Annotated in this window: 25 protein-coding genes; 11 read left to right on the top strand and 14 right to left on the bottom strand. The window is 38.7% G+C overall.

Features of this window, described 5'->3' with window-relative positions:
• The first annotated feature begins 188 nt into the window (after window positions 1-188).
• Window positions 189-1700, top strand: coding sequence for an acetaldehyde dehydrogenase ExaC (gene exaC, locus AC1M83_RS02475; protein WP_481589916.1), 1512 nt, complete (start codon window positions 189-191; stop codon window positions 1698-1700).
• 59 nt (window positions 1701-1759) lie between these two features.
• On the opposite strand, the gene AC1M83_RS02470 is transcribed toward exaC, so the two are convergent.
• From AC1M83_RS02470 to AC1M83_RS02460, 3 genes are all read right to left on the bottom strand, one after another.
• Window positions 1760-2812: an NAD(P)-dependent alcohol dehydrogenase gene (locus tag AC1M83_RS02470; protein WP_092766392.1), complete on the bottom strand. Its 1053-nt coding sequence runs from the start codon at window positions 2810-2812 to the stop codon at window positions 1760-1762.
• 101 nt (window positions 2813-2913) lie between these two features.
• Window positions 2914-3516: a 2-hydroxychromene-2-carboxylate isomerase gene (locus AC1M83_RS02465; protein WP_481589915.1), complete on the bottom strand. Its 603-nt coding sequence runs from the start codon at window positions 3514-3516 to the stop codon at window positions 2914-2916.
• A 22-nt stretch (window positions 3517-3538) separates the two neighbouring features.
• Entirely contained in the window at window positions 3539-4309 is a 771-nt protein-coding gene (locus AC1M83_RS02460) for an SDR family oxidoreductase (protein WP_481589914.1), read from the bottom strand.
• An 86-nt stretch (window positions 4310-4395) separates the two neighbouring features.
• Between AC1M83_RS02460 and AC1M83_RS02455 the strand changes: the two genes are divergently transcribed.
• From AC1M83_RS02455 to AC1M83_RS02445, 3 genes are all read left to right on the top strand, one after another.
• Window positions 4396-4968, top strand: coding sequence for a TetR/AcrR family transcriptional regulator (locus AC1M83_RS02455; RefSeq protein WP_035263783.1), 573 nt, complete (start codon window positions 4396-4398; stop codon window positions 4966-4968).
• 83 nt (window positions 4969-5051) lie between these two features.
• On the top strand, window positions 5052-5753 hold the full coding sequence (locus tag AC1M83_RS02450; protein ID WP_481588231.1) for a glutamine amidotransferase: 702 nt from the start codon (window positions 5052-5054) through the stop codon (window positions 5751-5753).
• A gap of 94 nt (window positions 5754-5847) precedes the next feature.
• The gene (locus tag AC1M83_RS02445; RefSeq protein WP_035263786.1) at window positions 5848-6474 is read left to right on the top strand and encodes a LysE family transporter; all 627 of its coding nucleotides are present in this window, start codon (window positions 5848-5850) and stop codon (window positions 6472-6474) included.
• A 47-nt stretch (window positions 6475-6521) separates the two neighbouring features.
• Here the strand turns inward: AC1M83_RS02445 and AC1M83_RS02440 are convergent, their stop codons facing one another.
• Window positions 6522-7109 (bottom strand): YceI family protein, encoded by a 588-nt coding sequence (locus AC1M83_RS02440; RefSeq protein WP_092766398.1) that lies wholly within the window; start codon window positions 7107-7109, stop codon window positions 6522-6524.
• 331 nt (window positions 7110-7440) lie between these two features.
• Here AC1M83_RS02440 and AC1M83_RS02435 point away from each other — a divergent pair, with 331 nt between their 5' ends.
• Window positions 7441-7968: a nuclear transport factor 2 family protein gene (locus tag AC1M83_RS02435; protein ID WP_481589913.1), complete on the top strand. Its 528-nt coding sequence runs from the start codon at window positions 7441-7443 to the stop codon at window positions 7966-7968.
• 60 nt (window positions 7969-8028) lie between these two features.
• Here AC1M83_RS02435 and AC1M83_RS02430 read toward each other — a convergent pair whose 3' ends face one another.
• Both AC1M83_RS02430 and tkt read right to left on the bottom strand, forming a co-directional pair.
• On the bottom strand, window positions 8029-8244 hold the full coding sequence (locus tag AC1M83_RS02430) for a hypothetical protein (protein ID WP_035263790.1): 216 nt from the start codon (window positions 8242-8244) through the stop codon (window positions 8029-8031).
• Window positions 8245-8358: 114 nt separating this feature from the next.
• Window positions 8359-10347: a transketolase gene (gene tkt / locus AC1M83_RS02425; RefSeq protein ID WP_481589912.1), complete on the bottom strand. Its 1989-nt coding sequence runs from the start codon at window positions 10345-10347 to the stop codon at window positions 8359-8361.
• 438 nt (window positions 10348-10785) lie between these two features.
• Here tkt and metK point away from each other — a divergent pair, with 438 nt between their 5' ends.
• Complete coding sequence (gene metK / locus AC1M83_RS02420) at window positions 10786-11952, top strand: methionine adenosyltransferase (RefSeq protein WP_035263794.1); 1167 nt, start codon at window positions 10786-10788, stop codon at window positions 11950-11952.
• A gap of 45 nt (window positions 11953-11997) precedes the next feature.
• Here the strand turns inward: metK and AC1M83_RS02415 are convergent, their stop codons facing one another.
• Window positions 11998-12240, bottom strand: a complete 243-nt coding sequence (locus AC1M83_RS02415) for a hypothetical protein (protein WP_035263796.1) — start codon at window positions 12238-12240, stop codon at window positions 11998-12000.
• A gap of 307 nt (window positions 12241-12547) precedes the next feature.
• Here AC1M83_RS02415 and AC1M83_RS02410 point away from each other — a divergent pair, with 307 nt between their 5' ends.
• Window positions 12548-12757, top strand: coding sequence for a hypothetical protein (locus AC1M83_RS02410; RefSeq protein ID WP_035263798.1), 210 nt, complete (start codon window positions 12548-12550; stop codon window positions 12755-12757).
• On the opposite strand, the gene AC1M83_RS02405 is transcribed toward AC1M83_RS02410, so the two are convergent.
• Complete coding sequence (locus AC1M83_RS02405) at window positions 12701-13342, bottom strand: LysE family transporter (protein WP_179998148.1); 642 nt, start codon at window positions 13340-13342, stop codon at window positions 12701-12703. The genes AC1M83_RS02410 and AC1M83_RS02405 overlap by 57 nt on opposite strands.
• A 106-nt stretch (window positions 13343-13448) precedes the next feature.
• Window positions 13449-14033 (bottom strand): FxsA family protein, encoded by a 585-nt coding sequence (locus AC1M83_RS02400; protein ID WP_035263802.1) that lies wholly within the window; start codon window positions 14031-14033, stop codon window positions 13449-13451.
• A gap of 122 nt (window positions 14034-14155) precedes the next feature.
• Between AC1M83_RS02400 and ruvC the strand changes: the two genes are divergently transcribed.
• Window positions 14156-14701, top strand: a complete 546-nt coding sequence (ruvC, locus tag AC1M83_RS02395) for a crossover junction endodeoxyribonuclease RuvC (RefSeq protein WP_035263804.1) — start codon at window positions 14156-14158, stop codon at window positions 14699-14701.
• Between the two features lie 23 nt (window positions 14702-14724).
• Here the strand turns inward: ruvC and AC1M83_RS02390 are convergent, their stop codons facing one another.
• Window positions 14725-15003, bottom strand: coding sequence for an acylphosphatase (locus AC1M83_RS02390; protein ID WP_481589911.1), 279 nt, complete (start codon window positions 15001-15003; stop codon window positions 14725-14727).
• A 15-nt stretch (window positions 15004-15018) separates the two neighbouring features.
• Window positions 15019-16530, bottom strand: a complete 1512-nt coding sequence (locus AC1M83_RS02385; RefSeq protein ID WP_481589910.1) for an NAD(P)H-hydrate dehydratase — start codon at window positions 16528-16530, stop codon at window positions 15019-15021.
• Window positions 16531-16551: 21 nt separating this feature from the next.
• On the opposite strand from AC1M83_RS02385, the gene queG reads away from it, so the two are divergent.
• Window positions 16552-17655, top strand: coding sequence for a tRNA epoxyqueuosine(34) reductase QueG (queG, locus tag AC1M83_RS02380; protein WP_481589909.1), 1104 nt, complete (start codon window positions 16552-16554; stop codon window positions 17653-17655).
• A gap of 290 nt (window positions 17656-17945) precedes the next feature.
• Window positions 17946-18935 carry a biotin synthase BioB gene (bioB, locus tag AC1M83_RS02375; protein WP_180027754.1) on the top strand — a complete coding sequence of 330 codons (990 nt, stop codon included), beginning with the start codon at window positions 17946-17948 and terminating at the stop codon, window positions 18933-18935.
• Window positions 18936-18981: 46 nt separating this feature from the next.
• Here bioB and AC1M83_RS02370 read toward each other — a convergent pair whose 3' ends face one another.
• A complete protein-coding gene (locus tag AC1M83_RS02370) occupies window positions 18982-19191 on the bottom strand; it encodes a hypothetical protein (RefSeq protein ID WP_092766405.1) in 210 nt (69 codons plus the stop codon).
• Window positions 19192-19387: 196 nt separating this feature from the next.
• Here AC1M83_RS02370 and AC1M83_RS02365 point away from each other — a divergent pair, with 196 nt between their 5' ends.
• Window positions 19388-20707 (top strand): acyl-CoA dehydrogenase family protein, encoded by a 1320-nt coding sequence (locus tag AC1M83_RS02365; RefSeq protein ID WP_481589908.1) that lies wholly within the window; start codon window positions 19388-19390, stop codon window positions 20705-20707.
• 161 nt (window positions 20708-20868) lie between these two features.
• Here AC1M83_RS02365 and AC1M83_RS02360 read toward each other — a convergent pair whose 3' ends face one another.
• Both AC1M83_RS02360 and AC1M83_RS02355 read right to left on the bottom strand, forming a co-directional pair.
• Complete coding sequence (locus AC1M83_RS02360) at window positions 20869-22131, bottom strand: acyl-CoA dehydrogenase family protein (protein ID WP_481589907.1); 1263 nt, start codon at window positions 22129-22131, stop codon at window positions 20869-20871.
• A 13-nt stretch (window positions 22132-22144) separates the two neighbouring features.
• The gene (locus AC1M83_RS02355) at window positions 22145-23395 is read right to left on the bottom strand and encodes an SfnB family sulfur acquisition oxidoreductase (protein ID WP_481588244.1); all 1251 of its coding nucleotides are present in this window, start codon (window positions 23393-23395) and stop codon (window positions 22145-22147) included.
• Window positions 23396-23511 lie beyond the last annotated feature (116 nt).

Here is a 23511-nt window from a genome sequence, read left to right as displayed (position 1 = left end):
ATTTCCCAATATGCATATGTTGTACTTATTATAGTTATAGTATTTGTTGATCAGTTGTAAACCTTCATCATTCCAACCTTTTTCCAACCTTATAGTGGTTATGTTAACTCATCAATAATAGAAGATATCTAATACCAAAGACGAAGATATTTTCCATAACTTTATAGCACAACCAAAGGATGGACACTATGCGCTACGCTGATCCCAATCAACCAGATTCTAAAGTTCAATTTAAAGCACAATACGAAAATTTCATTGGTGGGAAATGGGTTCCTCCAGTAAAAGGTGAGTATTTTGATAATCTTTCTCCCGTAGATGGGAAAGTCTTTACTCGAGTTCCCCGTTCTTCAGTCGAGGATATTGAGCTCGCTTTAGACGCAGCTCATGCCGCTAAAACTGAATGGAACAAAACGTCTGCAACAACTCGCTCTAACATTTTATTAAAAATAGCAGATCGCTTAGAAGAGAATCTAGAATTACTTGCTGTGGCAGAAACATGGGACAATGGTAAACCTATCCGAGAAACCTTAGCTGCAGATATTCCACTATGTATTGACCATTTCCGCTATTTTGCTGGCTGTATCCGCGCACAAGAAGGTGGTATTTCAGAAATTGATGAAGATACTATCGCTTACCATTTTCATGAGCCGTTGGGTGTCGTTGGACAGATTATTCCTTGGAACTTTCCGATTTTAATGGCGGCCTGGAAACTTGCTCCTGCATTAGCAGCGGGGAACTGTATTGTCTTAAAACCAGCTGAGCAAACTCCTGTCAGTATTCTAGTTTTAGTTGAACTGATACAAGATATTTTACCACCAGGTGTGCTGAATATCGTCAATGGTTATGGTGTTGAAGTAGGACGCCCTCTTGCCACAAATCCACGTATTTCAAAAATTGCATTTACTGGCTCAACTGCGGTTGGTCAATTAATTATGCAATATGCCACCGAAAATATTATTCCAGTGACATTAGAACTGGGTGGCAAATCTCCAAATATTTTCTTCGAAGACATCATGGATAAGGATGATGAATATCTAGATAAAGCGCTTGAAGGTTTTGCCATGTTTGCCCTGAATCAGGGAGAAATTTGTACTTGTCCATCACGCGCTTTAGTCCAGGAAAGTATTGCTGATAAATTCTTAGAGATGGCTGTAGAGCGCGTGAAGCGAATTAAAACGGGACATCCACTTGATACAGAAACCATGATTGGTGCTCAAGCCTCGCAAGAGCAACAAGATAAAATTTTAGGTTGTATTGCGACAGGTCGTGAAGAAGGTGCTCAAATTCTTACAGGTGGTCAAGCACGTGAAGAAATTGGACAAGGTTTTTATATTGAGCCGACAATTTTCAAAGGCAATAACAGCATGAAAACATTCCAAGAAGAAATTTTTGGACCAGTTTTGGCTGTGACAACATTTAAAGATTTCAACGATGCTATCAACATTGCCAATGACACCATTTATGGATTAGGTGCTGGTGTTTGGTCACGATCAGCGCATACTTCATATCGTGCAGGACGTGCAATTCAATCAGGTCGAGTCTGGACAAATTGCTACCATATCTACCCTGCTCATGCTGCTTTTGGTGGTTATAAAAAATCAGGGATTGGTCGTGAAAATCATAAAATGATGCTGGATCATTACCAACAAACTAAAAATTTATTGGTGAGTTACTCAACTAAACCAATGGGTTTCTTCTAAAACAATAGCTAAAGAAGCGGCTGATTGCCGCTTCTTTTCTGCTACAGGAGCTTAATGGATTAGCTGGCTTGTAGACTTTTCATATCAATCACAAAACGATATTTCACATCACTTTGAAGCATTCGCTCAAATGCCTCATTAATATTTTGCATATCAATGACTTCAACATCTGACACGATATTGTGCTGACCACAAAAATCAAGTAGTTCTTGAGTTTCTTGAATCCCACCGATCACCGATCCAGCGATTGATTTTCTTCCCATAATCATGGGTACGGAATTGCTGCTAAATTCTCCGAGATAGCCTACCAATACTAGTGTCCCACTCAATGCAAGTGTCGGAATATAAGGCTTTAGATCATGATCATAAGGCACAGTATCAATAATTAAATCAAACTGATTTTTCACTGATTTCATTTGTGTTGGATCTGTTGATAACACGACATGATCTGCACCTAAATCACGTGCATCCTGTTCTTTATTTGCTGATCGTGTAAATAAAGTCACTTCTGCACCAAGCGCATGAGCAAGTTTAATCGCCATATGACCTAAACCACCGAGTCCAACAACAGCCACTTTAGAGCCTTTACCGACATTCCAATGTTTTAACGGCGACCATGTCGTGATCCCTGCACATAAGATGGGTGCAATGGATTGAGTATCTAAATTTTCAGGTACTTTCAATACAAAATCTTGGCTCGCAATGATCGTTTGTGCGTAGCCTCCATAAGTAGGTGTTTGATCATGGCGATCTAAACTACCATACGTTTGTGTATTGCCAGCTTCACAATATTGCTCCAAACCTTGGTGACAAGCTGAACAAGTACGACATGAATCTACCATACACCCGATTCCGACCAGATCTCCAACCTTAAACTTCGTTACCGATGCTCCGATGCTTTTTACACGACCAATTACTTCATGACCCGGTACAATTGGGTAACGACTAAAACCCCAATCATTACGCGCTTGATGTAAGTCAGAATGACATACACCGCAGTATTCAATATCAATAATGACATCATCTGGGCGAGCTTGACGTTGCTGAAACGTATATGGAACCAATGGACTTTTAGAATCAAGCGCTGCGTAAGCTAAAACATTATGGGTCATCGTGACTCCCTCAAGCTGTTAATTTCGTACTCTCTTATTCGTTATATCACATCAATATTTTTAATAAATTTAGCTGAGTCTCAATTTAATTTCTTTTTCACTTATTTTTGTAATTCGCGCTCTACAAAATGCAAGCGATCTTGCCCCCAGTACATATTTTCCCGCAAAAAAAATGTAGGTGCTCCGAATACCCCTCGTTGTACGGCATTGTTTGTTTCATCAATCAATTTTTGTTTTACCACCGGATCTTGGCTTAAATCCAAAAGTTGCTGACCGTCGATTGCATCACCTTGAAATAAATTTATCAGAACTTCTGGATCGGCTAAATTCAAGGGCTTTCTAAACATCGCATCAAAAAGCTTGGTCAAAATCACTTCAAAATATTCATCATGATAGATTTTCACTGCCGTTAATATACGCATTAAAGTCAATGTATTCATTGGAAAATATGGATTCATCTGCATCGGGATCTGATAATAATCTGACCAACGACTTAAGTCTTGCATTGAATAGATCCCTTTAACAGGCACCTCAATTGGACTCTTGTTACCAGTCGACTTAAAAATTCCACCCAATAAAATTGGTGTGTAATCAATCACTGCATTATATTTTTGGGTGATTTCTTGTAGCTTATAAAAAGCCAAATAACTAAATGGACTGCCAAGATCGAAATAAAATTCAACTTTTTGTTGTTGTGTAGTCATGTCTTATCCTTATTAAATATGATTACCACTGTTCAGACCATGGTCGCAAATCCAATTCATGTGTCCAAGCATCTCGTGGTTGATGAGCAATATGCCAATAGTTATCAGCTATATGTTGAGGATTCAAAATACCGTCATGCTGTTTTTTTTCATACAAATGAGGGAAAGTATCTTTAATAAAATCAGTATCAATCGCCCCATCAATAATGATGTGCGCAACATGAATATGATGAGGCCCTAACTCTTTTGCCATACTTTGGGCTAAGGCTCTTAACGCATGTTTAGCGCCAGCAAAAGCGCTGAAATATGATGAACCACGGATGCTTGCTGTTGCACCAGTGAAAATGATAGTGCCGCGCTGCCTTGCGACCATCCGTTTAGCGACTTCACGACCATTTAAAAAAGCACTAAAACAAGCCATTTCCCAGATTTTAAAATATTTACGTGCTGTTTCTTCTAGAATGCTACACGGCACATTTGCTCCAATATTAAAAACCAATACTTCAATCTGACCAATGTCACGTTCAATTGTGTCAATCAGTTGAATCACTTGATCTTCTTTTCTTGCATCTGAAGCAAATCCATAAGCTTGACCACCGTGTGCTTCAATCTCTCGGATGACAAGTGCAAGCTTGTCTGCATTGCGTCGAGTCATACAAGCAGTATATCCACCTCGCGCAAAGCGTTTTGCGATCTCACTGCCTGTGGCATCTCCTGCACCAATGATCAGTGCGACCTTGTTATATGTTGATTTTTCTTCTGAATGATTAATTTCTGACTGCTGATCGTTCATCATCTCTCCATTAAATAACGATCGTTATTATAACGATCACTATGTTATAGTTTTGAGGCACAGTCAATGGTTATTGAATATTCAATATGAGATATAAAGCAGGATACAAAGAAGAAAAACGTCGCGAAATTTTAAAAACCAGTGGTGAACTCGCAAAAAAACAAGGTTTTAACAATACTGGGGTTGATGGTTTTATGCACGCTGCAAATATGACCAGCGGTGCTTTCTATTCTCACTTTTCTTCAAAAAACGACTTATTTAAAGCCTTAATCGAATCTGAAATCGGAGCAAGTATTCAACAGTGGGAAATGAATCCTCATCAAGATCCAGAATCTTGGTTAGATTTTGAAATGAACCGATATCTTTCTCTATTACACGTTCAACACCCAGAAAAAGGCTGTGTTTTACCCTCACTTGCTGCTGAAGTTTCACGCGCTGATGTTGACATTAAACAATGTTTTGAAAAAGAACTTCAGCGTGGTTACAAACTATTTGCGCAGCATGCTCCAGAACCTGATTTCGCTTGGGCAATACTCTGTCAAATGGTGGGCTCCGTACTATTAGCACGTGGAGTTCAAGATGAACGCTTAAAAAAAGATATTCTCAATTCTAGTCTAGCTATGCTCAAGACATTATTAAAAAATGGGATTGCGAAATAAATCGTTTTATATTGTTTTATGGACGAAACCTTAGTTCCAAAAGCTCTATAATTTCCTCATCATTCTTTTAAGAACGTCACATCATGAGAAAGCTTCCTGAAACAGTATATGCAATACAGCATTTAGCCTTTGAAGATCTAGGTTCTTTTGAGGAGACACTATATCAACTGGGTTATCGGGTCAGATATTTTGATGCAGGTGTGGATGATCTTTCAGTAGCATTAAACTACGAAGGTCTGACCATTATTTTGGGTGGACCGATTGGTGTTTATGAAACAGAAGATTACCCTTTCCTACAAACAGAAATAGACTTACTTAAAGAAAGATTAAAACTTCAACGCCCTACGCTTGGCATCTGTCTAGGTGCTCAACTCATTTCAAAAGCCTTGGGTAGTGCAGTATATGCCGGCCACACCAAAGAAATTGGCTGGAGTACGGTAGATATTATAAATGAGCAAGACAACGTTCTAAATTCTTTAAATGGTGTGCCAGTTTTGCATTGGCATGGTGATACCTTTGATCTTCCCGCGCAATCGAAACTTCTGGCGAGCACTCAAATTTATAAAAATCAGGCTTTTCAAGTTGGATCTAATATTTTAGCACTCCAGTTCCATCCTGAAGTGACCTCAGATAGTTTAGAGAAATGGTTGATTGGTCATACTTGCGAATTGCGTAAAGCGGGTATAGATATTACTCAATTACGTGCAGATAACCATCGTTATGCTGAAAAACTTGAATCTGTGGCAGGTTCAATCTTAAGCCGTTTTATTGAACAGATTAAATGATTTTGATTTGATTGCCTTCAACCCAACTGTAGATCAGGATATTGGATTGTGCTATACCTAAATTCAATATCCAAAAATTATAATGAAGATATAAATGTCACCACTGTTCAGTTTAGCCATCATTCATTTCTTTGCACTTATTAGTCCTGGACCAGATTTTTTATTTGTCACGCAAAGTGCGGTTCGACAGTCTCGCATACATGCACTTTTTGCAGCATTAGGAATTTCTCTTAGTATTTTAGTTTGGGCAATTTGTGCTATGAGTGGATTACACTATCTATTCCAAAAAATGGCTTGGCTCCAAACAATTATGATGATTTTAGGAGGGGTTTATCTCATTTATTTAGGCATTCAACTCTTTAAATCAGGGCTAACGAAATTAGAGCCTGCTTCAGCTTACGTTACAAAAGGCATAGTCAAGAAAAAATACAGTTCTTTACTGATTCAAGGCTTTCTCACCAATATGGCAAATCCTAAAGCATTAGTTTACTTCAGTAGTGTTTTCGCGCTTGCGATGAATAGTGATGCAACTCTGATACAGCAGAGTTCCCTGTTAATGTTAATTTTTGTTGAAAGCTTGATTTGGTTTGCGATAGTTGCTTTTATTTTTTCTGCTAAACAAGTAAACACAATATATCAAAAAATCAGCAAGAAGATTGATCTTATAACAGGTAGTATTTTTATCAGTTTTGGATGTTTCTTAATTTTTAATCGTGATTAAAAAAGCACCCGTAGGTGCTTTCTAAAATGTACTGTTTTTGAAGAATATTATTTCTTATCAGTTGCAACTGAAGCTTCAGTCGTAATATTCACCGTGATTTTGTCGCCTACATTAGGCACATATGCGCCTACACCGAATGCAGAACGGTCAAATGAAGTCGTTGCATTGAAACCAATAGACTGCGCTTTCGTCATAGGATGTTCAGCTTGTTTATTCAAAACAGCATCTAGTACGACAGGCTTAGTAACATTTTTAATCGTTAGATCACCTGTGATCTTATACTTGTTCTTACCATTTGGTTGAACTTTAGTACTTTTAAAAGTGATATTCGGATATTTTTCAGCATCAAAGAAATCTGGTTTCAATAAATGTTCATCTAAAGCTTTGACATTTGTATTGATACTTGAAAGTGGAATTGTGACATTCACCGCTGAATTTGCAGGCTTTTCATTGTCTACTTTGATCGTCCCTTGGATATCGCTAAAATTACCTGATGGTGTAGAAAAGCCAAAATGATCCCAAGTAAATACTGTCGCTGTATGAGTTGGATCAATTTTATACTCAACTGGTTTAGCAACTGAAACTGTTGCTACAGAAAGCACTACGGCACTTAACGCTATTGTTTTAAAGTTCATCAATTTTTCCTCAAATTTTTTAAAAACATTTATGAAATGGATAGTGAATAATGTATAGCATTCTGAAATTCTTGCATCAGTACAGATAGAACAGTTTGTTGCAAGATTAGAACGCACCTTAAGAAGGTGTCACTTTTATCAAATCAATTTGATCAGATTATGACTATCACTTGTGTATAGATCATGTTTTTCATCTTTCAGCTTTCTACTAATAAGCAGTTAACATCAACACATATCTTAAATATGAGATTAAATTAAACATTTATACAATATACTAATATTTTGTCTCATTTATAATACTAAAATTACCACTTTGAACTGGAGAATAATGATGAGTGAACAACAACAAGCGATTGATAAAGCGCTTAAAACTAAAGCACCTAAAGATGTCGTATTGGCTTTTTTATATAATACTGATAAATCAAGAGTAGCGATTGCTTCAGAAAAGTTAGTGGCTGAAGATGCCATTTATACTTCGCTAAATTTCAACAATCCTGAACTTAAACAAATTGAACCTTGGGCTGGTACTTCTACAGGTCGTGATGCCTATATATATACTTTTTCTAATGTCGGAACTTATTGGACGATCGATGATTTTCAAATCACAGATATTTTAGCTGAAAATGAAACAGTGGCTGTATTCGGTCAATTTACTTATACATCTGTTCACGCTAAGCGCACTTTTACTTCACCTTTTTCAATTAAAGCAATAGTTAAAGATTGCTTAATCACGTATTTCCAGTTTATGGAAGATACTTACGCTTCAGCTGCATCTTTCAGAGTAAGTGGTGAATGGACAATTCAACAAAATGCTGATCCAAAATTAAATTTTACCGTGTCAGAAACTACGGCTAATTAACTGTAAAATAATAAAAATAGGATAATAAAAAAGCCTCATAAGAGGCTTTTTTTATGACTGTTAAAGCTTTTCAATCAGAATACGATCAATCTGTTTTAATCCTGAAGTTTTTTCACGATTTTTTCGACGTACTTTAATGATTTTCTCTTCAGCCATATCTTGTAGCAATAATTCTACTGCTACCATCGCTTCAAGTGGTAAGTCTTCACCAATCCACTTTTGCTCACCCGCATCCATTAAAGTAATTTCATCACTAATTTGCTCATACAAACTCATTGCGCTACTCACTTCCAATCTGAAATCTAGGGAATGAATGTATCTATATAGATACATAAAAATAAAAAGACGCCCCACAGTTGGGACGCCTTTTAAAACACTTAATTCTAAGAATTAAGCAGTAATTTCTTTCACTGCTGCGACAACTGCTTCAGTCGTAATACCGAAGTGTTGGAACAAATCTTTCGCTGGTGCAGATTCACCATACGTAGTCATACCGATTACACGACCATCTAGACCTACAAATTTCCACCAGTAATCTACATGTGCCGCTTCTACAGCAACACGTGCACGAATGTTAGATGGAAGAACTGCCTCACGGTAAGCAGCATCTTGCTTCACAAATTCTTCAGCACATGGCATAGACACAACACGCACACCTTCAAGCTGTGCATAAGCTTCCATTGCCAATGCAACTTCTGAACCTGTTGCAATGATGATCGCTTTCAATTCGCCTTTTTCTTCAGCCAATACATAACCACCTTTCGCAACATCAGCAATTTGTGCCTCTGTGCGTGTTTGGAATGCTAAGTTTTGACGAGAGAAGATCAACGCAGTTGGACCTTCAGAACGTGTTAACGCAGATTTCCAAGAAATTGCTGCTTCAACTGTGTCACATGGGCGCCATGTGTTGAGGTTTGGTGTACCACGTAAAGATGCGATTTGTTCAATTGGTTGGTGTGTTGGACCATCTTCACCCAAACCAATAGAATCGTGTGTGTAAACATGAATCACACGTTGTTTCATCAATGCAGACATACGTACTGCGTTACGTGCATATTCCATAAACATGAGGAATGTTGCTACGTAAGGAATGAAACCACCGTGAAGTGCAACACCGTTTGCGATTGCAGTCATACCGAACTCACGTACACCATAGTGTACGTAGTTACCTGCAGCATTGTCTTGAACGCCTTGTGCGCCTTTCCAAAGTGTTAAGTTAGAACCTGCTAAGTCAGCAGAACCACCTAAGATTTCAGACAGCATTGGGGCAAATGCTTGGATTGCATTTTGGCTTGCTTTACGTGTTGCGATGGTTTCAGCTTTTGCGTTTACTTCAGCAATATACGCATCCGCTTTTGCAACGAAGTCAGCAGGTAATTCACCGCTTAAACGACGTTTAAGATCAGCCGCTTCAGTAGGATATTTTGCTTCATATTGTGCAAATACTTCGTTCCAAGCTGCTTCTGCTTGTTGACCTTTTTCTTTCGCGTCCCATGCAGCATAAACGTCAGCGGGAATTTCGAATGGACCTTCAGTCCAACCCAACGCTTCACGCGTTAATGCGATTTCGTCGTTACCCAGTGGTGCACCATGGCAATCTTCTTTACCTTGTTTGTTTGGTGAACCTAAACCAATAATCGTTTTACAGATAATGATTGTTGGTTTCTTCGTTTCAGCTTTAGCTTCTAAAGTTGCCGCACGTAATGCATCTGCATCGTGACCATCAACTTTCAATACTTGCCAGCCATAAGCTAAGAAGCGTTGTTCTGTATCGTCAGAGAACCAACCTTCTACTTCACCATCAATTGAAATACCATTGTCGTCATAGTAAGCAATTAATTTACCTAGACCCAAAGTACCTGCCAATGAACATGCTTCATGAGAAACACCTTCCATTAAACAGCCGTCACCTAAGAAACAGTAAGTGAAATGATCAACGACTTTAATGTCTTCTTTGTTGAATTGCGCTGCTAAGGTTTTTTCAGCCAAAGCAAAACCAACAGCATTCGCGATACCCTGACCCAATGGACCAGTGGTTGTTTCGATACCAGGTGCATAACCTAATTCTGGGTGCCCCGGTGTTTTTGAGTGCAATTGACGGAATGCTTTTAAATCTTCAATTGAAAGATCATAGCCAGTCAAATGTAATAATGCATATTGAAGCATTGAGCCATGACCATTTGATAATACAAAACGGTCACGGTTAGCCCACTGAGGGTTTGTCGGATTGTGATTTAAGAATTCACGCCATACAACATCAGCAATATCAGCCATCCCCATTGGTGCACCTGGATGTCCAGAATTTGCTTTTTGCACAGCATCCATTGCAAGTACACGAATTGCGTTAGCAATGCGACGTTCATTCAGCGGGGTTGTCATAGATCAGTGTCCGATAAATTAAAGATGGGAAATGAATAAAATTCAAAAACTGGGTGTATTGTCTTAAAAAAATCAAACAGCGTAAAGCCCAGAAACGTATATTTCAGCCCTAAAGCGAAAAAATTCATACAATGCGAGTCGGTTTTATCAATATTCAATTCAATATTTTTTAGTCGCTTGGCCTTTTTTTAAAGTACTGATGTTGAATCATGTATTCACATTCTTTCGTACCCACTTAAGCTGTTTTTTATTTCAGCTCAGTCTTAAAAAGAATAAGTCTTATACAAAAGTTTTCACTTATCAATTTAACAGATGATGATATCAATTAAAAAAACACAAAAATGACATAAATTCATGCTTTTTAGTCAGGTTAAGCTAGTCCTTAACGTTAAGTCGATGTACCATATTGCGTCTTTAGAAATAACTGTGATAGGACTTATGCGCGAGTACGCTGTATTTACTTCAGAATCTGTAAGCGAAGGCCATCCAGATAAAATGGCTGACCAAATCAGTGATGCTATTTTGGATGCAATCTTAAAAGAAGACCCATATGCACGGGTTGCTTGTGAAACGCTTGTAAAAACAGGTGCTGTTGTTCTTGCAGGTGAAATCACAACAACTGCAAATGTAGACTTTGAAGCAATTGTACGCCAAACCGTAAATGGCATTGGATACCATCATTCTGATTTAGGTTTCGATGGTTCGACTTGTGCTGTCATCAACATGATTGGAAAACAATCTCCTGAAATTGCTCAAGGTGTAGATCGTCAAAAACCTGAAGATCAAGGTGCTGGCGATCAGGGTTTAATGTTTGGCTACGCAAGTCGCGAAACAGATGTTTTAATGCCTGCTCCTATTTCGTATGCGCACCGTCTTATGGAAAAACAAGCAGAACTTCGTCGTAACGGAAGTCTGCCATGGTTACGTCCAGATGCGAAAAGCCAAGTGACTTTTGCATATGAAAATGGCGTACCTGTTCGTTTAGATGCGGTCGTATTATCGACTCAACACGATCCTGAGATTTCACAGACTGATTTAAAAGAAGCTGTCATTGAAGAAATCGTGAAAAAAGTGATTCCAGCAGATATGTTCCATGCGGATACCAAATTCCATATCAACCCTACTGGTATGTTTGTGATTGGTGGTCCAGTCGGTGACTGTGGTTTAACAGGTCGTAAAATCATTGTAGATACATATGGTGGTATGGCTCGTCACGGTGGTGGTGCTTTCTCTGGTAAAGATCCATCTAAAGTAGACCGCTCTGCTGCTTATGCTGGTCGATATGTTGCAAAAAATATTGTTGCCGCTGGTTTAGCCGATAAATGTGAAATTCAAGTGTCTTATGCGATTGGTGTTGCTGAACCAACATCTATCTCAATCAATACATTCAATACTGCTAAGGTTTCTGAAGAATTGATTATTGCATTGGTACGAGAGCATTTCGATTTACGTCCGTATGGTATTACACGTATGTTGAATCTCATTCAACCGATGTATAAGCAAACTGCTGCATATGGTCACTTTGGTCGTGAAGGTTCTGATACTGCATTCACTTGGGAAAAGACAGACAAGGTTGAAGCGCTTAAAGCATCAGCTGGTTTGTAATTTCCAAATAAAAAAGCCCACATTGATGTGGGCTTTTTTATAGATTCAATTTGCTTTATCACTTTGATGAAGCGTGTCCAAAAACGACTGCTTCACAGGGACATTTTGGTTATCTTGTAAATATAAATGGGCCACTTTAAACACAATGGCTGCGGCTAAACACGCAATGATACAAAATATCCAAAAACCATAAGGTGTTCTGATATTTTGTGATCCGCATTCAGAACACACTTTGTCTGTCGAAGCAACCACCTTGTCGCAACACGCACAATGATACTGATACAGCATACTCATCCTCCCGATTTGACTGTCTTTTTATTTTTATCTACATCACCTTAGAGGCTAATATTTATACTATATAAGCCTTCACCAATAATCAACCTCATGATGTAGCTATAAAACAGCAACCATCTATGTCTTCATTCAATATCTTGTATTATCAGATATCTATATGAATTTTTTTTGACAACCTGCTCTATCATTCTTTTTTCTTCTAGAGATTATCCATATTTTATTCACGCACTCGCCCATCATATCCGCATGGAAATCATAAATTGAAGTAAAATAAACGTAGTGAAAAAATGATGATATGACGATGGTTCAATTAATTAAGAAAGGCGGCTTGAGAGAAAGAGCAAACAGAAGTCGCTCTTATCAAGGTTCTGAAAATACTGAAGCAACTTTGCGACCAAGACGTTATCAGCAAGACACGCTCGTTCTGACTCAAACAGAAGAGTTAGATCAGGATTCAGTTAAGCAAAATAAGCGCATCTATCCACAACCAGACTGCAAAGATCAAAAATAGACCACCCGATGCCATATCTATGTAATGCCCTGAACGCTGGTAGAGCTGTTTAATTTTAGGTCGTGCTAAAACGACCATCAAAAACGTAAAGGTTAAAAACGTTTGAATCGGAATAATGACTGCCAGTTGTATTTTCAACATCTCTGGTGCTGAAGCAGTTAAGGCAAGTGAAAATACACTACTAAAATAAATCAGTGTTTTAGGATTGGATAGGTTTGTAAACAACCCCATCAGAAAGTATTTTTCAGCTTTTAAAGGTAACTGATTTTCATCAATTGCATCAAGTTTGAAAGACTTATAGGTTTGCCAACCACCCTTTAGCATCGCCCAGCCCATTTTTGCCAAAAATAAACCACCGACTAACATTAAGACTTGTTGAATCCATGGGAATTGGGCAATCAAAAGTGCAAAACCTGATAAAGTTAAAATCACCCAAAATAAAATTCCAATAGAAATACCTAAAATAACTTTCAACGTGTTTGCGATTGTGGTTGACGCTGCGCATTTGGCAATCAACAAAATATCAGGTCCAGGACTCAATTGAGCAACAAGATGTAGGACACAGATGGTAAGTAATAGAGACATAAATCAAAAATGAATAAAAATTGTTTGAATTATACTGTTTTTTAGGAAAATCGAGATACAAAAATAAAAAAACCAGACATTACATCTGGTTTTGAACATGCGCAATTTACTTTTGATTAACGTCTTTCATTTCAATTTTCTTTGCTTCAGGTGTAATTTCTCTTGCTTCACCATCAATGATAGTAGAGTCATTTGAACCACGACCGTGCTGCTGGCTTTGCATTTCTTGCATTTGGCGCATTAAATCTGCAAATGGATTCTGACCATTTGCTTGACCACCCATGCCACCCATATCTCCCATCATACCACCCATCATTTTTTCCATCATGGCTTGCTGACGCTTCATCATGGTTTTCATCATCACCGCTTTAAATGCTGTTTGAACAGGTGGAATTAGAATAAGTAAGGCGAATAGATCGGAAATTAACCCCGGAATCAAAAGGAAAATACCCGCAATAATTTTAGGTAAGTTATTGGTCAAATTCGGATCAGCACTCATATGACCTTGTTGCATTTGCTGCATCTGTGGCATTAAACCTGATGCATGAGAACGAACCATATTTAAACCAATAAAGAATGCAGCAATAAACCAGAAGAATACATACCACATACTTCCGACTAGATCACCCACACCGACCCATACGAAGATTTCAAGGACTATACCGATTAAAACAATAAGAGCTAATTTCATGAAATGTAATCTAATCTCAAAAATTTAAATATAGGGTCGTAATCATCTGCTCAATCTGTATCAAGCTTTTTTCATACGCTTATGTAACAATATGGGCATTATTTTATTTTTAAAGTCATGGAATGTCATTAATTATCGGAATTGATCCTGGTTCACGTCTAACAGGTTACGGTATTATTCAAAAAGAGGGGCAAAAACTCACTTTTGTTGATGCTGGAACAATTCGCACTGAAACACCTGACATGCCTGAGCGTCTAAAACGAATTTTTTCAGGCATTGAAAGAATCGTTAAATTTCATGGTCCTACCGAAGCTGCTGTGGAACAGGTATTTATGGCGGTCAATCCTGACTCTGCCTTAAAACTTGGTCAAGCACGCGGTGCAGCTATAGCGGCATTGGTCAATTTAGATCTACAAGTGGCTGAATATACTGCGCGTCAAATTAAACAATCTGTTGTTGGCTATGGCGCTGCTGATAAAGAACAGGTTCAAATGATGGTTATGCGCATACTTAATTTAAGTATTAAACCACAAGCCGATGCTGCAGATGCACTTGCCGCAGCAATTTGCCATGCACATGCCTCTGGCAGTATGAGTAAATTGGCTGTCTTAAATGCTTTAGGTGGAATGGCACGTGGACGAAGCCGCAGCAGTAGTCGTCGACGTTAAAAGTCTCTCGACACTCAATGCACTTATTGGCGAATTTGAAAGTTATCGAAATCACGCTCTTTGATGTCAATTAAGTCTTCATAGAAGATTTGCTTAACTTTACTATTATGAGGCCCTGCCATGGCCAGTTTGATCATGTCATTTACATCTTGATATGTGCCAACAATGATAGCTTCCACATCCCCATTATCCATATTTTTAACGTAACCAGTTAAATGCAACTTTAAGGCTTGTTCCATAAACCAGCGACGAAATCCGCCCCCTTGAACAAGACCTTGTATCGTTAATTTTAAATATCGCATATCTATCCCTGAATTTTATTTTAGATTTACTATTTGATAAATCGCTTGAGCCATATTCTGAGCTAACAAACCACGTTCACCCTGTTGAGCCAATACATCACCTGCCATGGCATGTAAGTTAACAATTTCATGAAGTTGAATGGAATTAGACAATTGTCCTTTAAGACTAGCAATCATTCCTGCAAGGATATCCCCCATTCCACCTGTACCCATTCCTGGATTACCTTGGGTGCAAATCCAAATGGTTTGCTGCGCGTCAATCGTTAAACTTCCTGCACCTTTTAATACCCATTCACCAGCATAAAGTGTTTGTAATCGTTTAATTGCTTTGATGCGGTCATGCTCAACTTCCGCCACGCTAGAGTGTAAAAGTTTTGCAGCCTCACCAGGATGTGGCGTTGCGTAAGTTCTCTCATTGAGTCGAATGGGCTTTTCAGATAAGAACCACAATGCATCAGCATCGAGTACAGTCGGTTTGTTCGTAGAGGACAGAATACTCATCCATTGATCATATTGCTCAGCTGCCCAATCATCACGTCCCAACCCCATTCCAAAACAAATCGAATCGACTTGCTGTAGCAAATTTTTGCGTTGTGATGGATCGAAACGATTAATATCCTGCACCATTACATTGGGAGATCGTGACAAAATTGCTGAATGATGTTTAGCATCACACACGATCGTGACTTTACCCGCCCCAGCGGCAAATGCAGCTTCAGCCGCCATAATCACCGCACCTCCCATTTGTGCATGACCGCCAATCACGAGCACATGCCCATACGTTCCTTTATGTCCTGTAGAGTGTCGTCGCGGCAAAATTGTTTTGACTGGGCTTAATCGGGCCACAGGTTTTAAATCTGAGTCACATGGTAAAATGGGAATGAGTTTTAGATGTCCTATAAAATCCTGTGCACGCCCTACAAATTGCCCTACCTTATATGCGAGTGCGGTAAGCGTATGCTGAGCATGAATAGCCATTGGTAATGGTTGACCTGTATTTGCATCTAAACCGCTCGGCATATCAATCGCAATTTTGACGCCGTCTTGCTCATTAATATGATGGATAATTCTCTGCCAGTCTTCACTTAAAGTACGATTAATTCCAATTCCAAACAATGCATCAATATAGACATCATAACCCTTACAATGGTTCAGATCGGTGAACTGCTTAAGTCGTATGGATTGACTCATTTTATAAGCACTCTGCAAGGAGTCAGCCGAGTGATGATCGACTTGTGAAAAAGAAAAAATATCGATTTCTAGATTTTGGTTGAATGAACAATGTCGTGATAAAGAGTGCTGTGCTAAATAGTACGTAACAAGATAACCATCCCCTGCATTATTTCCTTTGCCGCAGCAGACTGCGATACGGATTTTCTTTTTTTCAATACCTTGAAGAATTGTGATGATTTCTTGTGCCATCATCCAAGCAACTTGCTGCATAAGACCAAAAGCACTATTTTGATCGTCAAACCAGCGCTGTTCCCAAGCTTGTATCTCACTGCTGTGATAAACTTGTTGATGCATTATCGTTCCTTTTTTTTATTTATGACTCAATCTCTCTCATCTATACCAGCTCGTATTCCAACACAGCAATTTGATCCTCATGCGCTTAAAGCTTGGATTAAATCTCAAGCATTGGAACTGGGCTTCGCTGATTGTGTCATTGCACGACCTGATGCTCAAGATGAATTACCTCGATTAAAAGCATATTTAGATCAAGGATTTCATGGTGACATGAAGTTCCTCGAAGAAAATTTGGAAAAACGTGCTAATCCAACACTGTTGGTTCCCCATACAAAAAGTATTATCTGCGTCAGAATGAATTATTTGGTTGAACGACCTCAACCTCGAACAGTACCTGATTTCCCTAATTCTGCCGTTATTGCGCGATATGCACGCGGACGGGATTACCATAAAACCATGCGCGGTAAATTAAAAACACTTTCAAACCTTATTCGTGAAAAAGTCGGTCCGTTTGAATCAAGACCTTTCGCCGATTCAGCCCCTATTTTTGAAAAATCACTCGCTGAATCTGCAGGTATGGGTTGGACAGGTAAACATACCCTGCTCATCCACAAAAAATCGGGTTCCTTTTTTGTACTCGGTGAACTGTTTAGTTCTCTTGAATTACCCTTTGACGAGCCTGCCAGTGCACATTGCGGCTCATGTACAGCATGTATTGATATTTGTCCAACGCAGGCGATTGTAGCGCCATATCAATTAGATGCCCGAAAATGTATTGCCTATCTGACCATTGAATACCAAGGGGTGATTCCTGAAGAACTACGCCGTGGCATAGGTAATCGCGTATTTGGATGTGATGATTGCCAGCTGATTTGTCCTTGGAATAGTTTCGCACAAACCACAACGGTTGCTGATTTCCATCCCCGTCATGGGCTGGATCGTCTTTCTTTAATAGAATTATGGCAATGGGACGAAGCAACATTCTTAGCCAACACAGAAGGCAGTCCACTGCGTAGAACAGGCTATGAAAGCTTTATGCGGAATATTGCGATTGGAATCGGGAATGCACCGTATCATCCAAACAATATTGAGCAATTGATACTAAAAAGAAATCAGTCTAGTGAGATTGTGCAAATCCATATTGACTGGGCAGTACAAGAACAACAATCAAAAAGAAATAATTAACTGTACTTTTACAAGATGCCTTGACAGCGCAAAAACACCGTTTTGAGCATGATCTGAAATTTTAAGCACACGTTAGCAACAAGTTCTCAGCATCAAGTTCCCAAAAAATAATTTTGTGGCGAAAAATACATAAAAATAGTTAAGTTTGTAACTAAATCAACAATGATTAATTTCTATTGAGTTGGCGAATTTGATAATTTTTTTGAGTCATTATTGTCATATTTTACGATTTTGCTTTATTAAAATTACAGTATGATCAAATAAGTAGCTTTTTAATTGATGGATAAATTATGCAAGTACGCAATGATTGGACGCGTGAAGAAATACAAAAACTCTATGAACAACCCTTCATGGACTTAGTTTTCGAAGCACAACGCGTGCATCGTCAATACTTTGATGCAAATACCATTCAGGTCAGCACATTACTATCGATCAAAACGGGGAAATGCCCTGAAGATTGTAAATACTGTTCTCAATCTGCACGTTATGATTCCAAACTTGAAGCCGAAAAAAGAATTGCTGTTGAAAAAGTAATTCATGAAGCCAAAGAAGCTCTCGCTTCTGGATCATCTCGTTTTTGTATGGGTGCTGCATGGCGAAATCCTCATGAACGCGATATGCCTTATGTACTTGAAATGGTACGTGAGGTAAAGGCCCTAGGACTTGAAACTTGTATGACCTTAGGGATGCTCAATCAATCACAAGCGGAACGTTTAAAAGAAGCAGGTTTAGATTATTACAATCACAATTTAGATACCTCTCGTGAGTACTATCCAAATGTGATTACCACACGCACTTATGATGATCGTTTAAATACTTTAGACTTTGTACGCCAAGCAGGCATGAAAGTGTGTAGCGGTGGAATTGTTGGCTTAGGTGAAGATACTCAAGATCGTATTGGTCTATTACATGAACTTGCGACCTTAGCTATTCATCCAGAATCGGTACCAATCAACATGCTTGTACCGATCGAAGGCACACCCTTAGCAGATGTTGAAAAACTCGATGTGACTGAATGGATTCGCACTATTGCCGTAGCGCGCATTATCATGCCAAAAAGTTATATAAGACTTTCAGCGGGTCGTGAATCTCTTTCTGATTCTGATCAAGCTTTAGCGTTTATGGCAGGTGCTAACTCTTTGTTCTCAGGTGAAAAGCTTTTAACGACACCTAATGCTGGTGAAGGCAAAGATAAGCAGTTATTCGATAAGTTAGGTCTAAAAGCAGAAAAAGCGAAGCCGACTGTATCAGAGCTGACTATAGATGCAATGGCAAGTTAATTTCAAAGCTTCGCTTAATTAAAAACCGAAGCTTTGCTTCGGTTTTTTATGATGTGATCAATATGCCATAACTGGCATTAAGATACTGTCCCGGCTTAATTTCATCTGTTCCATTGGCATGGTGTACCGTTATTTTTTGACTAAATGCATCAAACTCAAACCGATCATAACTATCTTGGTGGTGCATCAACCAATAAATCGTATCTATGACATGATCATCACAAATATAAGTATTCGATTTAAAATCTTTAATCATTTAATTTAAATCCTTTTTTCAATCACAATATTATTATATCTCAATTCGTTTTATTGAATATCATTTTCTTTATTTAAGATAATATCTAAATTTCCTTTAATCCAATATATTATATTTACATATCACAATAAATCGATTTCCACACATTTTATAAGCGCTATTACTTTATTTTAATTTTGAATAAAGACTGATTATTATGAGTATTATTGATTTAAAACCTCAAACTGCATTGCAACACCGCCCCAGCGCACTGACCACACAAATTAATGCTGTATGGGGACAAGGACCTTCTTCACGTTATGAAAGCCTCGCCTCGTTATTCAGACCTACATTTGAAAAAATCAAAGCTTCGCGATCAGAACGCGAAAAAAAACGAATTTTAGCTTTTGAACAGATTCAATGGTTAAAAGACATCGGTTTTACGAAACTTCGCTTACCCAGTTCGCAAGGGGGATTTGATGCAACTATTCCAGAATTATTTAATCTATTAATCGAACTTGCCGAAGCTGATGCAAATTTACCTCAGGCACTTCGCGTACATTTTGGCTTTGTGGAAGATTTACTGCTCAGCCGCGACCCACAGTTTAAATCTATAGGGCTTCCTAGAGTAGCTCAAGGTCAAATTATTGGAAGCGCATGGTCTGAAGGTGGAAATGAGTCCATTCATGAATTTAAAACGAGACTTTCCAAAGATGCTGAGGGACGCACGATATTGAATGGACAAAAATTTTATACCACAGGAAGCTTGTATGCAGACTGGATTGATGTGGGTATTACTGATTTGTATGGAGAATCAGCCAGCATTCTAATCCCTCGACATGCCGAAGGTGTTGAGATTGTGGATGACTGGAATGGTTTTGGTCAAATTCTTACAGCAAGTGGTACTACTAAGTTCAATCATGTTGTTGTGAATCAACAAGATGTCATCGGAGACCAACAGCGCTTTAAATATTCAGCAGCATTCTATCAACTGATTCAATTGGCAATTATTTCAGGGCTTACAAGAGCAGCAAGCTATGAAGTATCAGCTGAAGTTTATAAACGTGAAAGAAATTATACACATGCCAATGCTTCCTACGTCCGTAATGATGCTCAAATCCTACAAGTGGTGGGTCAAATTCGTGGTGTCGCGTACACCACTGCAGCAATTATTGGAAAAAATGCACAGGCGATACAACGTGCTTTTGAAGCTGGGTTGAATGATAATGAACAACTCGAAGCAGATCAAAATGCCATAGCAGAATTAGAGGTTGCTCAATCTCAAACCATTATCACCACACTTGCATTAAATGCTTCGACCATCATTTTTGATGCTCTAGGAGCATCAGCCACTGATAAAAACTTAGCTTTAGATCGTTTCTGGCGAAATATTCGTACGCTCGCATCACACAACCCAAGAATTTATAAAGATCGAATTGTCGGAGACTTTAGCGTAAATGGTGCATTGCCCCCTTATCAATGGCGTATCTGTAAAGTTGATGAATCAGGGCTTCTGCAAACAGATAAGGCTTCTTGAGCCCGCTTTAAATCGTTAAGACACTATTCTTTAGTGTCTTTTTTTAGTGTTTTTTAAAGTGATCTATCTAAATCGCTTAGGCTATTAGAGCTCTTATTTACGAACCTAGTAAAAAGGTCCTTAACAGGACCTTCTTAGCAGCATCATCGAAATTACATCAATTAGGCAGCTTGAGTTTTCAAATGTTTCGCCAAAGGACTATTACCAATTTGCCATACAAATGGCAATTCAGTTTGATTCACAACAAAAGCCCCCACCACTTTCTCCTTATAAATAATCGGATTATGTGAGGATACAACTCTTGCATTACGCCAGAAACGATCTAACTGTTTTGATGAAGCGCTGGCTGAAGCACCCAAACTATTGAATAGATTAGTTGTTAAATCAAGTACAAGATCAGAAATGACGACCTGCCCTTGAGCAGATTCTAGTTCCGCAATTTGATTAATCTCATGATCTTTTTCAGATGACGCATTAAAGTGACTTAAATATGCATCATCCAGTGCTGCAGCTGTTTTTAAAGTAATGGCTTGACTGGCAAATGCTTGGGCAGATGCCTTACCAATCACTTGTAGAATCTGAGCATCATCACGGACCAGATCAGCATTCCCGTGGCTAAAGATTCGAGTACGCTTACGCACTTCCTCACTAAAGGTTTCCACCGCAGAAAATGCGATGCCGGTCAGTGTTGCTAGATGTACAACTTGATAAAAAGCTGTTTGATATTTAAAACGCTGATCAAACGGGTAAATATGATCTCGTTCAATCGACACTTGGTTGATTTTTAGAGTCCCACTTCCCGTTGTTTTTTGACCAAATCCATCCCAATCATCATGTACTTTAATTCCATTAGCTTTAGTTGAGACCGCTGCAATCACATGCTGATCAGTGGTTTCATCATAGGCAAAAAGATCAATCCAATCGGCAAAAATAGTACCTGTAGAATAGAACTTTTCTCCTGAAACTTCATATTCGCCTTGTTGATTTTGTTTCACTCGGGTAATGACGTCGCCTATCTCAACATTACCGACCTCTGTCCAAGCGTTTCCTGCGATTTCACCATTTACAAATCGCTTAAACCAAAACGCTTGTGATTGATCTTTATGGGCCACTAAACGGTCTTCGACAAATGCAAAATGTCCACGTAAAGCTTGCACAATATTTGAATCCGCTGTCGCCAACTCGATTAAGATTTGGAAAAGTTGCTGTTGGGTAAAACCTGCACCGCCATATTTTTTTGGTACACGTAATGCACCAAAACCTACATCGTTTAACCATTTAATTTGTTCATGAGGCAAATCACGATCGGTTTCTCGTTGAACGGCCCCTTCTGCAATCCGCTTAAAAATCGGTCGAAACTTTGCTGCAACCTCTTCATAGTTGGCACCAAGTGAAAGTTCTTCATTCTGATTTAATATAGTCATAATAAATTTCTCCTTAGCTCCATGGATGACGTGGTGGTGGGACATCATTTAGAAAATAATTTCCTACAATGTTGTATTTCCAACGCACGGGATCATGCAAAGTGTGTGTTCTGGCATTGCGCCAATAACGATCTAAATTTAATTCTGATAAGGTCGAACGCGTGCCAGAAAGCTCAAATAATTTATTCGCTGCTAAAATCGCAATGTCAGTCGTTAAGACTTTTGCTTCAGCCACGAGCAATGTTGCTTCATTAATATGATCTTCGGTCGGTTCAGCAAGTGCTAAATCAATCGCTAATCCTGCCAAATCCAGAACGGCTTCAGCAGCACGCAGCTTAATTTTCAATTCACCAATATTAGCAATGGTATATGGATCTGAACTTGCTTTATCTAAACCTGAATCAATCCATGGACGTGCAAAGTTACGAACGTAATGAATCGTTTCTTGAATCGCACCACGTGCAATCCCAGCATCTACAGCAGCTTGAATAAATTGAGAAATTGCTCCAGCTGCTGTCGGTCTTACAAAAGCTTGATAAATTGGAACGATATATTTTGCATCTACTTTAACGTTGTTTAATTCGACTGATCCACTGACCGTTGTACGCTGACCAAACCCACTCCAATCATTGGTAATTTTTACACCTTCTGTCCCTTGTGGCACGATTGCAGCAAATGGTTTTCCTTCAGCATCAATCGCAACAACTGGAATGCGGTGTGCCAGTAAAGCTCCAGTCGCAAAGAATTTTTGTCCATTCACAATCCCATTGCCAGAAGCATCAAATTCTATTTTTGTGGTGAGATCGGCAACCGTCTTAGAACCTTTTTCTGAGAAAGCATTCCCCAAACGCTCTCCACCCAGTACTGCTTTAAAAAAGAATTGTTTTTGTTCTTCGGTGGCATCTAAACGGATATGCTCTAGAAACACCCAATGATTTTGTGCGATTTGACCTAGTGATGGATCAGCGCTAGAAATGGTTTTAACAACTTCAGCGAGAGTCTTGTAGCTCGCTCCTGCACCGCCATATTGCTTTGGAATGTTAATTGCCCAAAGCCCTGATTGAGAGTACTTGTTAATTTCACTCAAAGGTAAACGGCGTTCATGATCACGAATGGAGGCTTCCTTTGCAAAATCTTCAGCGAGCTGTTGTGCGATTTGAATCGCTTCTTGATCTGTCTTAATCACATGCGCTGGCTGATGAATTTGGTAGAATTCTTTTGAAATTTCAGCTTCATGCAATTTTATATCTATTTGTGCGGTCATTTTATTCTCTTCAAAAAAATTGAATAAAATTAAATTAGCACTAATTATTTTAATTTTTTATACGATTATTTTATTTACTAATCTGATTTCAAACATAATCAATTCATTTATTTTTT

This window comes from Acinetobacter sp. 25-47-130 (assembly GCF_056779705.1).
This window is presented reverse-complemented; position numbering and strand designations above follow the sequence as displayed.

Coding starts and splice junctions, on each gene's coding strand:
- AC1M83_RS02355 (WP_481588244.1), bottom strand. CDS start 23,395: ATGACCGCACAAATAGATATAAAATTGCATGAAGCTGAAATTTCAAAA.
- metK (WP_035263794.1), top strand. CDS start 10,786: ATGCGCGAGTACGCTGTATTTACTTCAGAATCTGTAAGCGAAGGCCAT.
- tkt (WP_481589912.1), bottom strand. CDS start 10,347: ATGACAACCCCGCTGAATGAACGTCGCATTGCTAACGCAATTCGTGTA.
- AC1M83_RS02465 (WP_481589915.1), bottom strand. CDS start 3,516: ATGACTACACAACAACAAAAAGTTGAATTTTATTTCGATCTTGGCAGT.
- AC1M83_RS02410 (WP_035263798.1), top strand. CDS start 12,548: ATGGTTCAATTAATTAAGAAAGGCGGCTTGAGAGAAAGAGCAAACAGA.
- AC1M83_RS02470 (WP_092766392.1), bottom strand. CDS start 2,812: ATGACCCATAATGTTTTAGCTTACGCAGCGCTTGATTCTAAAAGTCCA.
- AC1M83_RS02430 (WP_035263790.1), bottom strand. CDS start 8,244: ATGAGTTTGTATGAGCAAATTAGTGATGAAATTACTTTAATGGATGCG.
- AC1M83_RS02445 (WP_035263786.1), top strand. CDS start 5,848: ATGTCACCACTGTTCAGTTTAGCCATCATTCATTTCTTTGCACTTATT.
- AC1M83_RS02390 (WP_481589911.1), bottom strand. CDS start 15,003: ATGCGATATTTAAAATTAACGATACAAGGTCTTGTTCAAGGGGGCGGA.
- AC1M83_RS02385 (WP_481589910.1), bottom strand. CDS start 16,530: ATGCATCAACAAGTTTATCACAGCAGTGAGATACAAGCTTGGGAACAG.
- AC1M83_RS02400 (WP_035263802.1), bottom strand. CDS start 14,033: ATGAAATTAGCTCTTATTGTTTTAATCGGTATAGTCCTTGAAATCTTC.
- AC1M83_RS02365 (WP_481589908.1), top strand. CDS start 19,388: ATGAGTATTATTGATTTAAAACCTCAAACTGCATTGCAACACCGCCCC.
- AC1M83_RS02435 (WP_481589913.1), top strand. CDS start 7,441: ATGAGTGAACAACAACAAGCGATTGATAAAGCGCTTAAAACTAAAGCA.
- ruvC (WP_035263804.1), top strand. CDS start 14,156: ATGTCATTAATTATCGGAATTGATCCTGGTTCACGTCTAACAGGTTAC.
- AC1M83_RS02370 (WP_092766405.1), bottom strand. CDS start 19,191: ATGATTAAAGATTTTAAATCGAATACTTATATTTGTGATGATCATGTC.
- AC1M83_RS02460 (WP_481589914.1), bottom strand. CDS start 4,309: ATGAACGATCAGCAGTCAGAAATTAATCATTCAGAAGAAAAATCAACA.
- bioB (WP_180027754.1), top strand. CDS start 17,946: ATGCAAGTACGCAATGATTGGACGCGTGAAGAAATACAAAAACTCTAT.
- exaC (WP_481589916.1), top strand. CDS start 189: ATGCGCTACGCTGATCCCAATCAACCAGATTCTAAAGTTCAATTTAAA.
- AC1M83_RS02450 (WP_481588231.1), top strand. CDS start 5,052: ATGAGAAAGCTTCCTGAAACAGTATATGCAATACAGCATTTAGCCTTT.
- AC1M83_RS02455 (WP_035263783.1), top strand. CDS start 4,396: ATGAGATATAAAGCAGGATACAAAGAAGAAAAACGTCGCGAAATTTTA.
- queG (WP_481589909.1), top strand. CDS start 16,552: ATGACTCAATCTCTCTCATCTATACCAGCTCGTATTCCAACACAGCAA.
- AC1M83_RS02360 (WP_481589907.1), bottom strand. CDS start 22,131: ATGACTATATTAAATCAGAATGAAGAACTTTCACTTGGTGCCAACTAT.
- AC1M83_RS02405 (WP_179998148.1), bottom strand. CDS start 13,342: ATGTCTCTATTACTTACCATCTGTGTCCTACATCTTGTTGCTCAATTG.
- AC1M83_RS02440 (WP_092766398.1), bottom strand. CDS start 7,109: ATGAACTTTAAAACAATAGCGTTAAGTGCCGTAGTGCTTTCTGTAGCA.
- AC1M83_RS02415 (WP_035263796.1), bottom strand. CDS start 12,240: ATGCTGTATCAGTATCATTGTGCGTGTTGCGACAAGGTGGTTGCTTCG.